This window comes from Cognatiluteimonas weifangensis (genome assembly GCF_003416885.1).
GTDB lineage: Bacteria > Pseudomonadota > Gammaproteobacteria > Xanthomonadales > Xanthomonadaceae > Cognatiluteimonas > Cognatiluteimonas weifangensis.
The window spans coordinates 1-14,951 of record NZ_QVPD01000010.1 but is presented as its reverse complement, the minus strand read 5'-3'; the positions used below and the strand labels follow the sequence as shown (position 1 = coordinate 14,951).

The 14,951-nt window shown below is 73.9% G+C and carries 7 protein-coding genes; 2 read left to right on the top strand and 5 right to left on the bottom strand.

What is annotated here, in order from left to right; genetic code table 11:
* Window positions 1-2: 2 nt before the first annotated feature.
* Together D0Y53_RS09655 and mrcB are read right to left on the bottom strand one after the other, a co-directional pair.
* The gene (locus D0Y53_RS09655; RefSeq protein WP_117203018.1) at window positions 3-536 is read right to left on the bottom strand and encodes a hypothetical protein; all 534 of its coding nucleotides are present in this window, start codon (window positions 534-536) and stop codon (window positions 3-5) included.
* A complete protein-coding gene (gene mrcB / locus D0Y53_RS09650; RefSeq protein WP_117203017.1) occupies window positions 533-2,992 on the bottom strand; it encodes a penicillin-binding protein 1B in 2,460 nt (819 codons plus the stop codon). The genes D0Y53_RS09655 and mrcB overlap by 4 nt, the downstream gene beginning before the upstream one ends.
* A 136-nt stretch (window positions 2,993-3,128) precedes the next feature.
* Between mrcB and D0Y53_RS09645 the strand changes: the two genes are divergently transcribed.
* Complete coding sequence (locus D0Y53_RS09645) at window positions 3,129-5,237, top strand: glycosyltransferase (RefSeq protein ID WP_117203016.1); 2,109 nt, start codon at window positions 3,129-3,131, stop codon at window positions 5,235-5,237.
* Between the two features lie 633 nt (window positions 5,238-5,870).
* Here the strand turns inward: D0Y53_RS09645 and D0Y53_RS09640 are convergent.
* The 3 genes from D0Y53_RS09640 to D0Y53_RS09630 all read right to left on the bottom strand — a co-directional run bounded on the left by D0Y53_RS09640 (window position 5,871) and on the right by D0Y53_RS09630 (window position 14,083).
* Window positions 5,871-7,406 carry a hypothetical protein gene (locus D0Y53_RS09640; RefSeq protein WP_233511737.1) on the bottom strand — a complete coding sequence of 512 codons (1,536 nt, stop codon included), beginning with the start codon at window positions 7,404-7,406 and terminating at the stop codon, window positions 5,871-5,873.
* 96 nt (window positions 7,407-7,502) lie between these two features.
* On the bottom strand, window positions 7,503-9,695 hold the full coding sequence (locus D0Y53_RS09635) for a RelA/SpoT family protein (protein WP_117203015.1): 2,193 nt from the start codon (window positions 9,693-9,695) through the stop codon (window positions 7,503-7,505).
* A 116-nt stretch (window positions 9,696-9,811) separates the two neighbouring features.
* Window positions 9,812-14,083 carry a DUF3418 domain-containing protein gene (locus D0Y53_RS09630; protein ID WP_117203014.1) on the bottom strand — a complete coding sequence of 1,424 codons (4,272 nt, stop codon included), beginning with the start codon at window positions 14,081-14,083 and terminating at the stop codon, window positions 9,812-9,814.
* 84 nt (window positions 14,084-14,167) lie between these two features.
* Between D0Y53_RS09630 and D0Y53_RS09625 the strand changes: the two genes are divergently transcribed.
* Window positions 14,168-14,698 carry a Dps family protein gene (locus tag D0Y53_RS09625; RefSeq protein ID WP_117203091.1) on the top strand — a complete coding sequence of 177 codons (531 nt, stop codon included), beginning with the start codon at window positions 14,168-14,170 and terminating at the stop codon, window positions 14,696-14,698.
* The last annotated feature ends 253 nt before the right edge of the window (window positions 14,699-14,951 follow it).

The following is a 14,951-nucleotide window of genomic DNA, read 5'->3' as shown; positions in this document are numbered from 1 at the left end:
GCTCAGAACCGGTTCGGACCGGCGACCTTGCAGGCCTCGACCTGCACCTGCGCGGCCTGCGCGCCGGCCGCGTCGCCGGCGACCAGCCGCGCCTGCCGCACCGTCGCCCAGTGCCGGCGGCACAGCGGGCCGACCCGGGCGCCGAGCTCGTACGCCTGCCGCGCCAGGCGTTCGGCGGCGTCGAACTGCCGCAGCAGCAGTGCCGCCTCGGCGCGCTCCTGCAGCAACGCCGGGTCCCCGGGCACCAGCGCCAGGGCCTGGTCCAGCGCCGCCGCGGCCTCCGCGTAACGCTGCTGCGACTGCAGCCGCAGCGCGTCCTCGCGCAGGTCCTCGACCATCGGCTCGCGCAGCGGCTGCACCGCAAGCTCGCCGTCGTCGTCGCCGGCGGCGGCGCGGATCGCCGCCACCATCGCCTCCGGCGATGCGCTCGTCAGCGCCGCAGGCGGCAGCGCGAGCGGCGGCGTGGCGCAGGCGGCGAGCAGCAATACCGCAGCGGCGGCGAACGCGCGCGACCCGCTGGAACCGCGTACCGTCACGGCGCTTCCACCGGCGCCGGCGCGGGCGCAGAAGCCGGTGCGGATTGCGGCGCCGGCGCGGGCTGCGGCCGCGCCGGATCGCTGCGCTCGCCCCAGCCGAACCAGCTGCGCCAGCCGCCCTCGCCTGCCGCCGCTTCCGCTGCCTGCTGCTCGTAGTAGGGGTCGGGTTCGGCCCAGACGCAGGGCTGGTAGGCCGGGGCGAAACCGGCGACGAAGGCGAAGCGGCGCGCGTCGGGACACCCGGCGTCGGTGCTGTTGGACTGCACCACCCACTGCCAGTCCAGGCCCTTGTCGGCGACCCGCAGCGGCGCGCTCGGCAGCCGCGCGAACAGCGCCGACCACACCCGCATCGCGCCGGTGGCGCCGTACAGGCCGGTCGGCTGGTTCTGGTCGTTGCCGACCCAGACCACGGCGAGGTGGTCGCCGGTCCAGCCGGCGAACCAGCTGTCGCGGCTGTCGTTGCTGGTGCCGGTCTTGCCGGCGGCGTTGAACCGGCCCAGGCCGTCGGCGACCAATTGCCGCCCGGTGCCGCCGACCACCGCCTGCTGCAGCGCCAGGGTCACCAGCCGCGCGGCGATCGCATCGCCTTCCTGCGCCGGTGCCGGCGCCTTGTCGTAGCGGTTGACCACCTTGCCGTCGCGGTCGATCACCCCGCGCACCGCGTGCAACGGCTGGATCTCGCCGTCGGAGGCGAGGAACTGGTACAGCTGCGCCATCGCGTACGGGCTCTGGTCCAGTGCGCCGAGGATCAGCGAGGGGTTGGGCTTGGCCTGGATCCCGGCCAGGGTGTGGATCAGGTCGGCGATGCGCTCGGGCCGGACCTGCATCCCCACGCGCACCGTGGCCTGGTTGTACGAGTGCGCCAGCGCGTCGATCAGGCGCACGCCGCCGTGGCTGCGGCCGTCGGAATTGCCCGGGCTCCAGCGCTTGCCGTCGTCCAGGGTGATGGTGACCGGGCTGTCGTCGACGAAGCTCGCCAGCGACCAGCGCCCCGGCTGCGCCAGCGCCAGCAGGTACACGAACGGCTTGATGATCGAGCCGACCGGGCGCTGCGCCTCGACCGCGCGGTTGAAGCCGTGCTGGGCGACATCGCGGCTGCCGACCACCGCGCGCACCTCGCCGTCGTGGACGTCGGTCAGCACCAGCCCGGCCTGCAGCGGCGGCCGCTTGCTGGAATCCAGCGCCTTCAGCGTTTTCGCCACCGCGCCCTCGGCATAGGCCTGCGCCGCCGGCGACATCGCCGTCATCACGCTCAGGCCGGCGCCCTGCAGCGCGTCGGCGGGATAGTCGCGCGCCAGCTGCCGGCGCACCAGGTCGACATAGGCCGGGAAACGGTTGGCCGCGGTGCTGCCGGGGGCGTCGGTGATGCCCAGCGGCGCGGCCTGGGCCCGCGCCAGTTCGGCGTCGGTGATCAGGCCGGTTTCGTGGAACTTCTCCAGGGCGAAGTCGCGGCGGCCCTTGGCGCGCTCGGGATTGCGCCGCGGGTCGTACCAGGACGGGCCGCGGATGATGCCCACCAGCAGCGCGACCTGCGCGGTCGACAGGTCGCGCAGGTCGCGGCCGAACCAGTACTCGGCGCCGGCGGCGACGCCGCGGATTTCCTGCGCGCCGCGCTGGCCCAGGTAGACCTGGTTGAGGTAGGTCTCCAGGATCGTGCGCTTGTCGTAGCGCGCCTCGATCAGCAGCGCGTACAGGATCTCGTTGAACTTGCGGGTCAGGGTCTGCTCCTGGCCGATGCCGAGCAGCCCGCTGCGCGCCAGCTGCTGGGTCAGGGTGCTGGCGCCCTGCTTGGTCTGCCCGCCCGAGCGCACGGTCACGAACAGCGCGCGCAGCATCCCCGACAGGTCGATGCCGTGGTGGTGGGCGAAGTCGCGGTCCTCGACCGCCTGCAGGCCGGTGACCAGCAGCTCCGGCACCTCCTCGATCCGCACCAGGCGTCGCTCTTCCTGCTTCTGCCCGTACAGGGTGGCGATGCGCGCCGGATCCAGCCGCGCCGACTCGATCGCGCGCTTGCGCGCCAGGTCGCGCAGGCCGGTCACGCGCCCGCCGGAAACGCTGACCTCGATCCGGCTCGGACCGACCATGCCGGCCACGTCCTGGAAGCCGCGGCTGGCGATGCGCCAGTGGCCGCCGTCGTGGCGGTAGGTGCCGGGGCGCACGCCGGCGCCGTCGTCGCGATAGGAGGCGGCGTCGAGCTCGGTCTTGAGCGTGCGCGTGTCCAGCGCCAGCCCCGGCGTCAGCAGCAGCGGCCGCGCGTAGACCCGGGTCGGCAACTGCCACTGCAGCTGGCCGAAACGCACGCCGACCTGGTGGTTGAGGTACAGGCTGTAGGGCAGCAGGAACCCGAGCCCCAGCCCCACCGCCGCCAGCCCCCAGGTCAACAGCCGCCGGCGCCAGTCGGCGGCGGGGGCGTGGCTGTCGTCGTAGTCGTCTTCGTCTTGGTCGATGCGCGGCATGGAGGTTCGGTCTGGCCTGCGCCGGCAGGCATGCGGATGCGACAATGGCACGGCGTGCCAGGCAAGCGCGGAGTCTAGCGCAGACGATTCCGCGTCCCCGGCGCGCGCCTGTCCCCAGTCAGCCGGAGTTCCGTCGATGCCGTGGTCGTTGGCCGATGCGCGGTTCCTGTTCGACCGCGCGCTCGGCCTGCTGCGGCGCGGCGCGGCCAGCGTGCGCAGCCGCGGCTGGCGCGCGAGCTGGGCGCGGGTGCGGGCCCAGTTGCGGCGCCGGCCGGCGACGGCGGCCGCGGCGCTGTACCGCCCCGCGGACGCCGCGTTCGCGCCATTCGCCGTGCCCGCGGCGGCGGCCCCGCGCGCCAGCATCGTGATCCCGGTCTACGGCCAGTGCGCGCACACGCTGGCCTGCCTGCGCGCGCTGGCGGCGCATCCGCCGCAGGCGCCGGTGGAGATCATCGTCGTCGATGACGGTTCCACCGACGCCACCGCCACCACCCTGCCGCAGGTCGCGGGCCTGCGCTACCACCGCCGCACCGCCAACGGCGGCTTCATCGCCGCCTGCAACGACGGCGCCGCGCTCGCCCGCGGCGAGTTCCTGGTGTTCCTCAACAACGACACCGTGCCGCAGCCGGGCTGGCTGGACGCGCTGCTGGGCACCTTCGCCGCGCATCCCGACGCCGGCCTGGTAGGCGTGCAGCTGCTGTATCCGGACGGACGCCTGCAGGAGGCCGGCGGCGTGGTCTTCGCCGACGGCAGCAGCTGGAACTACGGCCGCTTCGACTCGCCGCACGACCCGCGCTACGGCTACCTGCGCGAGGTCGACTACGCCAGCGGCGCGGCGCTGGCGATCCCGCGCGCGCTGTTCGCGCAGGTCGGCGGTTTCGACGCCCGCTACGCGCCGGCCTATTACGAGGACACCGACCTGGCCTTCGCGGTGCGCGCCGCCGGCCGCCGCGTGCTGTACCAGCCGGCCGCGCGGGTGGTGCACGACGAGGGCGCCACCGCCGGTACCGACACCGGCAGCGGCGCCAAGGCCTGCCAGGTCCGCAACCGCGAGCGCTTCGCCGCGCACCGGCGCGCCGAACTCACGGCGCAGCCCGCGCCCGGCAGCCTGCCCTCGCCCGCGCTGCTGCACCGCCGCCAGCGCCAGGTGCTGGTGATCGACGCGCTGACCCCGCAGCCGGACCACGATTCGGGCTCGCTGCGGCTGCTCAACCTGATGCGGCTGCTGCGCGAGGAAGGCGCGCACGTGGTGTTCCTGCCGGCCAACCGCGAACACGGCGGCCGCGACACCGAGGCGTTGCAGCAACTGGGCGTGGAAGCCTGGTATGCGCCGTTCGCGCGGCGCGCGCCGGCGTGGCTGCGCGAGCACGGCCCGCGCTTCCACAGCGTGCTGGCCTGCCGCCATTACGTGGCGCGCGAATTCCTGCCGCTGCTGCGCCGGCACGCGCCGCAGGCGCGGGTGGCGTTCGACAGCGTCGACCTGCACTACCTGCGCGAGCGCCGCGCCGCCGAACTCGCCGGCGATCCGGCGCGGTTGCGCACGGCCGAACGCACGCGCGCGCTGGAGCTGGACGTGATCGCGCGCAGCGATGTCACCGTGGTGGTCAGCGAGGTCGAGCGCGCGCTGCTGGCGCGCGACGCGCCGCAGGCCACGGTCGAGGTGCTGTCCAACCTGCACCAGGTCGCCGGGCCCGGGCAGCCGTTCGCGCAGCGCCGCGATCTGGTGTTCGTCGGCGGCTTCCGCCACCCGCCGAACGTGGATGCGGTGCGCTGGTTCGTCGAGGCGGTATTCCCGCTGGTGCGCGCACGGCTGCCGCAGGTGCGCTTCCACTGCATCGGCAGCCACCCGCCGCCGGCGATCCAGGCCCTGGCCGCCTACGCCGGCGTGGAGGTGCACGGGCATGTGCCCGACATCGCGCCGTACATGGACGGCTGCCGGATCGCGCTCGCGCCGCTGCGCTACGGCGCCGGGGTCAAGGGCAAGGTCAACCTGAGCATGGCGCACGGGCAACCGGTGGTGGCGACCGCGGCGGCGGTGGAAGGCATGCACCTGCACGACGGCGACGACGTGCTGGTGGCCGACGATGCGGAGGCCTTCGCCGCGGCGATCGTGCGCCTGTACCAGAACCCGGCGCTGTGGCAGCGGCTCAGCGCCGGCGGCCTGACCAACGTCGCCCGGCATTTCTCGCTGGATGCCGCACGCGACAGCGTGCGCCGGCTGCTGCTCCGGGACCGGCCCGACTAGTCGGGTAAACCACCACGTGGAGTCGCCACCCGGCGGGCTGGGGGTGCTGCGCCCTCCTGACGACCTCCTGTCTTTAAGTCGGGTCGTGGACCATCGGTGGCTTGCGTTCGTGAGATCGGCTTCGGACACAGTCGCCGCCCGGCGGGCTGGGGGTGCTGCGCCCTCCTGACGACCTCCTGTCTTTAAGTCGGGTCGTGGACCATCCATGGTCCACTCTCCGCACCCCCAGCCCGCCGGACGGCGACTTCGGGAGTTGGATGTCATCGTTTCGGGCGGCTTTTTTCTGCAGGCGCCGACTCACTGCGCAGAAGCCGGTGGCCCGGCCTGTGCGGGACCGTCGGCGGCATGGATGCCGCCGAGGAGCCTACAGGGACGTATTCACGGCGTGTCCCGCACAGGCCGGGCCGCCGGCTTCCCCGCAGATGTTTCCGCACATGAGGGATGGATTCATGGCGTGCCCGCACAGGCCGGGCCGCTGGCTTCCCCCGCAAAACTTCCGCGGCTCGGAGGTGGATTCACGGTGCGTCCCGCACAGGCGGGGCCGCCGGCTTCTCGCAGAGGCTCCCGCTCGGGAGAGGAACCTGTTCATGCAGGCTCACCCGGGGAAACAAGGCCGCTGGACGGTCGCGCGGCTCAGTGCGCGGCAGCCGAGGCCACGCGCAGGCGCGCGGCGAAGGCGGCCAGTCCCGGGACCGCGGGATCGCTGGCGCGTGCGGCGGCCAGCGCGGACGCGGCGGGTTGCAGTTCGCCGGCGGCCAGCCGCTCCTCGCCCACCGCCAGCCAGCGCGCGGCCAGCCGGCGCCGCGCCGGGGCCACATCAGCGCTGCCGCCCAGCATCTGCCACGCATCCAGGCAGGCCCCGGCGCGGCGCAGGCGGTTGCCGCGCAGTTCGCGTTCGAAGCAGGCGCGTGCCGCCGGCAGCAGGCGCGCGGAGGCGCGGCGCACCGCGGCATCCTCGGGCGCGATCGCGCGTGCGGCGCGCAGCTTGTCGTAGGCGCTGTCGCCGGGCGGCGTCAGCAGCTCGCCGCGCGCCTCGGCCGCGGCGGCGGCGGCCAGCAGCGCCCGCACCTGCCGCGCGCGCTCGGCCGGCGGCAAGGGCGAGCCGAGCCGCGCGCTGGCCTGCCGCGCGCGCACGACATGGCGCGCGGCCGCGGCCACTGCGGCATCGCGCGGCGCCAGTGCCCGCGCCTGTTCCAGCGCCGCGGCGGCGGCGGCAAAACGGAAATCCGCGGCCAGGCGCTCGGCGCGATGCGCCCAGGCCACGCCGACCTGCTCCAGCCCCTGGCGCGCGGCGACGTCGTTGGCGTCGATCGCCAGCAGCGCGCGGTAGCCGGCCGCGGCCTGCTCGAGCCGGCCGCGGCGGCGTTCGCCCTCGGCCTGCTGGCGCGCCTGTTCCAGCGTCCGCGCCAGCGCGGCCTCGGCCGCGGGCAGGTCGCCGTGCCCGGGGTCGTAACCGCGCGCGGCGGCGACCAGCGCCGCCGCCACGGCGAGCTCGCCGCGCACGAGCGCCTGCCGCGCCTGCTGCAGCAGGTCGGCGAGCGCGTCCTCGCGTCCTTCCAGCGCTTCCACGCGCCCGGGTTCCAGCGCCAGCACCCGCTGGTACAGCGGCAGGGCCGCATCCTCGGCGCCATCCAGACGCTGTCCGGCGCGGGCCGCAGCGGCGCGCTGTAGCAATTGCGCGATGCCGGCGCGCGCGGCTTCGCGCTGGCGCAGCACGCTCGCGACCGCGTCGGTCTGCGCCTGCGGCGCCGCCAGCGCCTGCGCCAGCGCCAGGTCGCGGTGGGCGCGGTCGAAGTGCCCCGCGGCGATGGCGGTGCGCGCCCGCGCCAGCGCCGCCTGGGCCACCCGGGTCAGGCCCTCGCGCGCCTCGTTGCGGTCCGGCTCCATCGCCAACGCGGCTTCGTAGAGTTCGCGCGCGCCGCTGCCGTCGGCTGCGCTCAACCGGCCCTGCGCCAGCGCCTGCGCGGCCTGCGCACGCAGCGCCTGCGCCCGGGTCTGCGGCCACAACCAGTCGGCCAGCGGGCGCCGGAATCCCAGCAGCAACGCCAGCGCCACCGCCAGCGCGAGCAGCGCCGGCGGCAGCCAGCGCGGCAGCGCACGCCGGCGCGCGCGCGTCGGCGCACGGTGCCCGCGCGGAGCCGGCTCGGGAGGAACGCGATCGTGGGGCATCGCCGGCAGCATAAGAGATGCCGCCCGCAGTGCGGCGTGCACGCGGCACGCGCCCCGCACGCGGTCCTGCGCCGGTGGCGGCGCCCGGCGTCCGGCTTACGGCGTGGCGCGGCGCGCCCGCTCCACTCCCGGCAGGCCGTCGAGCTTGCCCAGCAACCGCGACAGTTGCCCGAAATCGGCCACCCGCAGCCGCAGCCGCAGCCGCACCCGCCCCCCGCCCGCGTGCTCGCTGTGGATGTCGAGCACGTGGGTGTCTTCCTGCGCGATCAGGTTGGTCAGGTCCTTGAGCAACCACTTGCGGTCGAGCGCATCCACCAGCACGTCGACCTCGTGGCTGCGGCCGTTGCGGCTGCCCCACTCCACCGGCAGCACGCGCTGCGGCTGTGCCGCCGCCAGGCGCAGGAAGGTGGCGCAATCGCCGCGATGCACGCTGACCCCGCGGCCGCGGGTGAGGTAGCCGGCGATCGCCTCGCCCGGCAGCGGCTGGCAGCAGCGCGCGATCTGCACCAGCAGGTTGCCGACGCCGACCACGGTGACCGCCGAGGTCGTGGCCGCGGCCGGTTTGCGCACCGCGCGTGCGCGCGCTGCGGCCGTCTCCGTCGCGGACGGCTCGGCGCTGGCGCGCTCGTGTTCCAGCAGCACCCGCACCACCTGGTGCGGGCCGACATCGCCCAGCGCGACCAGCACCTGCAGGTCCTCCACGCTGTCGGCATTGAACTTCTGCAGCGCCGGCGCCGGGTCGGCGTGCTGCAGGCCGACCCGCTTGAGCTCGCGCTCCAGCAACTCGCGCCCGGCCTGCACGTTGCGCGCGCGGTCGAGCTTGTGGAACCAGTTGCGCACCTTCTCGCGAGAGCGCGCGCTGGCGAGGAAACCGTTGGCGACGACCAGCCAGTCGCGGCGCGGCTCGCCGCTCCTGGCGGTCAGGATCTCGACCCGGTCGCCGCTGCGCAGCTTGTAGTCCAGCGGCACGATGCGGCCGTCGACCTTGGCGCCGCGGCAGCGGTGCCCGACCTCGGTGTGCACGTGGTAGGCGAAGTCCAGCGGCGTCGCGCCCAGCGGCAGGTCGACCACCTCGCCCTTGGGCGTCAGCGCGTAGACCCGGTCCTCGACCAGCTCGCTGTCGATTTCGCCCAGCAGGCCGGCGGCGTCGCCGTCGCGCCCGGCCTCGCCGCGACCGGCATCGACGTGGGTCTCCAGCAGCCGCCGCATCCACTCGATCTTGCGGTCGAGCGCGGCATCGCCGGCGGCCGAGCGCCCGGTGCCGCTGCTGCCGGTCTCCTTGTAGCGCCAGTGCGCGGCGACGCCGAGCTCGGACTGGGCGTGCATCTCGAAGGTGCGGATCTGCACCTCCAGGGTCTTGCCTTCCGGGCCGACCACGGCGGTGTGCAGCGAACGGTAGTCGTTGCGCTTGGGGCGGGCGATGTAGTCGTCGAACTCGCTGGGCAGCGGCAGCCACAGCGCATGCACCACGCCGAGCGCGGCGTAGCAGGCGGCGACGTCGTCCACCAGCACCCGCACCGCACGCAGGTCGTAGAGCTCGCCGATCGGCACGTCCTTCTTCTGCATCTTCTTCCAGATGCTGTAGATGTGCTTGGGGCGGCCGGCGACTTCGGCGTGCAGGCCGTGGGCGACCAGCGCGGCGCCGAGCTCGGCCTTGACCTGCTCGATGTAGCGCTCGCGGTCGCCGCGCTTCTCGTCCAGCAGGCGGGCGATGCGGCGGTAGGTGTCCGGTTCCAGGTGGCGGAACGCGAGATCCTCCAACTCCCACTTCAGCTGCCAGATGCCCAGGCGGTTGGCGAGCGGCGCGTGGATGTCGCGGGTGAGCTGCGCCAGCGCGCGGCGCTGTTCCGGCGGCAGACGGTCGGCGTGGCGCAACCGCGCCAGCTGCCGCGCCAGCAGGATCGGCACCACCCGCAGGTCGCGCACGATCGCCAGCAGCAGCCGCCGCAGGCCTTCGCTGCCGGCGCCCTGGGCGTGGCGTTCGGCGTGCAGGGCCCAGACCTGGGAGGCGGCGCGCTGGCCGTCGAGCAGCGCGGCCACGACCGGAAACTCGCGCGAAAGACGCGGCTGCAGCGCCTCGCGCAGCGCGGGCGCGACATGCAGGATCGCCGCCGCCAGCACTTCGCCGTCGGCTTCCAGCAAGGCCAGCGAGGCCAGCGTGTCGGCCAGCACCGGCGCCGGGTCGCGCAGCGCCACCGCGCCGCCGGCGATGCCGTCCTGCAACAGCCCGCGCAGCGCTGGCGCCAGCGCCGCGCAGGACGGCGCCGCCAGCAGCGCGGGCGTCAGCACGGCATCCGGCGAGGCCGGGGATCGGGCGTGCTCGGGGGGCGGCACGGTGGTCACGACGACAGTGGGGATGCGGACACCTTAGCCGCCCGCGCGCCCGCCGAACAGGCCGCCGCGGCTCAGGCGCGCAACTGCGCCAGGCGCGCAGCCAGCTTCTTCGCCGAGACTCCGCCGCGGGCGCCGAGCTCCTGCGCGAACAGCGACACCCGCAGCTCCTCCAGGTCCCAGCGCAACGCCTGCCACTGCGGGTCGGCGCCGCGGTCGGCAGCGGCGGCGAGCGCATCGACGAAGGGCTTGAGTTCCAGCATCCGCGCCTGGTCGCGGGCCGGGTCGCGCAGCGCGCGCTCGGCGCGCACCGCCAGGGCCTTGAGCCAGCGCGGGTATTCGGCAAGCGCCGACGCCGGGACTTCGCGCAGGAATCCCGGCGCCACCAGCGCGGCAAGCTGCGCCTGCATGTCGTCGAGGTTGCCGCGGGCCCAGCCGAGCAGGGTCGAATCCAGCTTCGCACGCACCTCCGCAACCAGCGCGAGGATCGTCTCGGCCTGCTGCAGGCGCGCCATCGCCTCGGCAAACAGCGCCCTGGCGACCGCATCGCGGCGCTGCGCGAACGCCGCGGCATCGCGGATCCCGCCCAGACCCTGCGCGGTCAGCGCGGCGAAGGCGCCCTCGACCAGGTCCGTGCGCAGGCGGTCGCCGGTCTGGCCGCCACCGGCGCGCGGCGCCGCCGACTCGATCGCGGCGTACAGCAGCGCGGTCTTCGCCGCGACCGGCAGCTGCTTGCGCGCCTGCTTGATCTTGTCGGCCAGCGCCAGCGCCAGCAGCCGGCGCACCCCGCGCGGATGCGCGTCCTGCGCCACGGCGCGCTCGGCGTGCACCGCCAGCGACACGCTGGCGCCGTCGTCGTGCAGGGCCGGGTATGCCGGCACGCCGCCGGCGCCGGCCACGGAATCCGGGATCGGCGCTTCCGGGAAGGCGGTCAGGCCGGTGCGCGCCAGGCCCTGGGCCGCGTGCCGCGCGAACGCCGCGGCGGCGCGGGCGCCGTAACGCGCGCGCAGCCCGGCCAGGTCGTGGGACTCGGCCAGAACATGGCTGGCCAGGACGTGACCGGCCAGCCGGTCGCGACCGCCGGCGCCGGGCCGGCCCGCCTCCGGCGCGTCCAGCAGGCGCAGGTTGGCGTGCAGGTGCGGCTCGATGCTGCCGGGGTCGAACTCGGTCGCCGCCAGCGCCACGCCGGTGGTCTTGTGCAGAAAGCGCGCCAGCTCGCCTTCGAGGCTGTCGGCCGAGGGCTGCGGCCAGGCCTCGGCGAAGGCGCGGGCGAACTCCGGCACCGGCACGAAATTGCGGCGCAGGGCCTTGGGCAGCGAGCGGATCAGTGCCGCCGCCTTGTCGGCGACGAACCCCGGCGCCAGCCACGACAGCCGCGCCGGATCCAGCGCCCCCAGCAAATGCAGCGGCACCGTCACGGTCATGCCGTCGTCGGGCGCGCCGGGCTCGAAGCGATAGTGCAGCGCCAGCCGCGCGTCGCCCAGCGCCAGGTATTTCGGGAAGCGCGCGGCGTCGCTCTCGTCGCCGACCAGCAGGTCCTCGCGCGACCACTCCAGCGATTTTTTCTTCTCCGGCGGCAGCTTCGCGTACCACGCGTCCAGCGCCTGCACGTTGTGCACGTCCGGCGGCAACCGGTCCAGGTACCAGCGCGCCTGCCAGTCCTCGTCGACCACCAGCCCGGCGCGGCGCAGCTTGGCTTCCTCCTCGCGCGCCCGCTCCAGCGTGGACAGGTTGCGGGCGAGGAACGCGCTGCGGGTATCGATCTCCCCGGTCAGCAGTGCGTCGCGGATGAACAGTTGCCGCGCCTCTTCCGGGAACAGCGCGCCGTAGTGGATCGGTTTCTTCGGCGCCAGCACCAGCCCGAACAGCGAGATCTGCTCGCTGCCCAGCACCTGCCCCTGCGCCCGCGACCAGCGCGGGTCGAAATGGCGCCGCGCCAACAGATGCGGCAACTCGGCGATCGCCCACTCCGGCTCGATCGCGGCATTGGTCAGCGCCCAGACCTTCTCGGTGTCCAGCAGCGTCGCCGACAGCAGCCACGGCGGCGCCGCTTTCGAGGCGGACGATTTCGCCAGCGCCGAGCCCGGAAACAGCTGGAATTTGCGCCCGCGCGGTCCGTCGTACGAGGCGCCCGCCTTCCTGCCCGGCTCGGCCGGCGCGCGATGGCCGAGCTGGGTCGGCAGGCCGGCGATCAGGGCGCGATGCAAGGCCGCGTAACGCCGGGCCGCGGCTTTCGTGTCGGCGGCCGCCGGGCCATCGGCCGCCGCCATCCCCGCAGAAGCGGGGTTCCGGCGTCCCTGACGGTTTGCTCTCCCCCCGTCGCCGCCCCGCGCCGCGTCCGCAGACCCGCGCTGCGCAGATGTCGGCGACGAGCCGACGGCGACATCATCGAAAGCGTCCAGCCGCCATCCCAACGCCTCGCACTGCAGCTTCAGCTGCCGGTGCAGTTCCCGCCACTCGCGCAGGCGCAGGAAGCCGAGGAAGTGGCGGTCGGCCCATTTGCGCAGTTGCGATTGGGTCAGGTCCTCGTACGCGGCGCGGTAGGCGTCCCACAGCTTGAGGATGCCGACGAATTCCGACCTGGCATCGGCGAACTGTGCGTGCGCGGCATCGGCGGCCGCGCGCGCGTCGGGCGGACGCTCGCGCGGGTCCTGGATGCCGAGGAAGCTGGCGATCACCAGCATCTCGCGCAGCACGCCGTGCGCCTGCGCGGCCACCAGCATGCGCGCCAGCTTCACGTCCACCGGCAGCTTCGCCATGGTGCGGCCGATCGCGGTGAGCTTGCGGTCGGCATCGATCGCGCCGAGTTCGTTCAACTGCTGCCAGCCGTCGGCGATCGCGCGCGGATCGGGCGGCTCCAGGAACGGGAAATCCTCGATGACGTTCGCATCGTCCGTTGGCCGACGCGGACCTGCGCGTCTGGCCGACGCCGAAACGCGGCCTTCGATGTTGCCCAGCCCCAGCGACAGCATCCGCAGGATCACGCCCGCCAGCGCCGCGCGGCGGATTTCCGGATCGGTGAATTCCGGCCACGAGGCGAAGTCGGCTTCCGAGTACAGGCGGATGCACACCCCCGGCGCGACCCGCCCGCAGCGGCCGGCGCGCTGGTTGGCGCTGGCCTGCGAAACCGCCTCGATGTGCAGGCGGTCGAGCTTCTGCCGCGGGCTGTAGCGCTTGACCCGCGCCATGCCGGGATCGACCACGTAGTGGATGCGCGGCACCGTCAGCGAGGTTTCCGCCACGTTGGTGGCCAGCACGATGCGCCGCTGCGGACCGGGATGGAACACCCGGTCCTGGTCCCTGGCCGACAGCCGCGCGTACAGCGGCAGCACCTCGGTATGGCGGTACTTGCGCTTTTCCAGCGCCTGATGCGCCTCGCGGATCTCGCGCTCGCCCGGCAGAAAAACCAGGGTGTCGCCGGTGGGTCGCTCGCGCGCGATCTCGTCGCAGGCGGCGAGGATGCCGTCGAGCACGGAAACGGAATCGGCGTCGTGTTCCCGCCGCGCGCCCGCGTCCCGCGCCCCGTGGCCCGACGACGTCTCCGCCCCTGCGGCCTGCAGCGGGCGGTAACGCATTTCCACCGGATAGCCGCGGCCCTCGACCTCCACCACCGGCGCACCGCCGAAATGCGCCGCGAAGCGCGCGGTGTCGATCGTGGCCGAGGTCACGATCAGCTTCAGGTCCGGGCGCCGGGGCAGCAGCCGTTTCAGGTAGCCGAGCAGGAAGTCGATGTTGAGGCTGCGCTCGTGCGCCTCGTCGACGATGAGCGTGTCGTACTGCGACAGCCAGCGGTCGGACTGGATCTCGGCCAGCAGGATGCCGTCGGTCATGAACTTGACCGCGGTCTGCTCGCTGACGTTGTCGTTGAAGCGCACCTGGAAGCCGACCGCGCCGCCCAGCGGCACCTGCAGTTCCTCGGCCACGCGCCGGGCGACCGCGCGCGCGGCGATCCGCCGCGGCTGGGTACAGCCGATCATGCCGGCGGCGCCGCGGCCGGCGGCCAGGCACAGCTTGGGCAACTGCGTGGTCTTGCCGGAGCCGGTCTCGCCGGCGACCACCACCACCGGGTGGGTGCGAACCAGTTCGACGATGCGCTCGGCGGCGGCAGCGATCGGCAACGCCGGATCCACCGGCGCCTGCGGCAGGGCCGCGGCCCGCGCCTGGCGCTGCGCAACCGAGGCTTGCAACGCCTGTGCGAACGCCGCCTGCGCCGCGGTATCGGCCGGCCGCGCGTTCCAGCGCGACCACAGTCCCAGCAGGCGGCCGCGGTCGCGGCTGAGCGCGTCGTCGAGCGCACGCCGGGCTTGCCGCAGCGCGGGACCGCTTCGCTGTTCCATAGAAGTCATGAATCGACCCGTTCGCAACTATTCATTTCCCGATGACGCCCACCCGGCCTATTGTGCTGGCTGGACCCCAACAGGAGCACGCAGATGGCCAGGACCCAGACAGCGACGTCGAAATCCAGTTCCGCACCCGCGGCGGCGCCGGCGATCGACATCGGGCTCAGCGGCGCGCAACGCAAGCAGATCGCCGAGGGTCTGTCGCGCTTCCTCGCCGACAGCTTCACGCTGTACCTGAAGACCCACAACTTCCACTGGAACGTCACCGGGCCGATGTTCAACACCCTGCACCTGATGTTCGAGACCCAGTACACCGAGCAGTGGACCGCGCTGGACCTGGTCGCCGAGCGCATCCGCGCGCTGGGCTACAACGCGCCCGGCTCCTACGCCGAATTCGACCGCCTGTCCTCGATCCCGGAGGAGCCGGGGCTGGCCGACACTGCCGACTGGCGCGAGATGGTGCGCCAGCTCACGGTCGGCAACGAGGCGGTGTGCCGCACCGCGCGCAAGGTGCTCGAGGGTGCCGACGACGCCGGCGACGACCCCACCGTGGACCTGCTGACCCAGCGCCTGCAGACCCACGAGAAGAACGCCTGGATGCTGCGCTCGCTGCTGCAGTAACCCGGGCCGACGCGCAAGCGCCCTCCTCCTGGCCGCCCGCTTCCCCGCTGGCGGGGTGAGCACGTGCGTCTTGCGAACCGCCGGCTCGCACACGACCCAACGCGCATCGAAGGATCGGCTTCGGCAGGAGTCGCCGCCCGGCGGGCTGGGGGGTGCTGCGCCATCCTGACGACCTCCTGTCATTGAAGTTGGGCACAGCTCATCTTTGGCCTGATCTCGAGTCAGGCCAGGCTTCGGGAGATCGGCTTCGGAC

Bases quoted from the DNA above. Each gene is read 5' to 3' on its own strand.
- mrcB (WP_117203017.1), bottom strand. From the start codon at position 2,992: ATGCCGCGCATCGACCAAGACGAAGACGACTACGACGACAGCCACGCC.
- D0Y53_RS09645 (WP_117203016.1), top strand. From the start codon at position 3,129: ATGCCGTGGTCGTTGGCCGATGCGCGGTTCCTGTTCGACCGCGCGCTC.
- D0Y53_RS09640 (WP_233511737.1), bottom strand. From the start codon at position 7,406: ATGCCCCACGATCGCGTTCCTCCCGAGCCGGCTCCGCGCGGGCACCGT.
- D0Y53_RS09630 (WP_117203014.1), bottom strand. From the start codon at position 14,083: ATGACTTCTATGGAACAGCGAAGCGGTCCCGCGCTGCGGCAAGCCCGG.
- D0Y53_RS09625 (WP_117203091.1), top strand. From the start codon at position 14,168: ATGGCCAGGACCCAGACAGCGACGTCGAAATCCAGTTCCGCACCCGCG.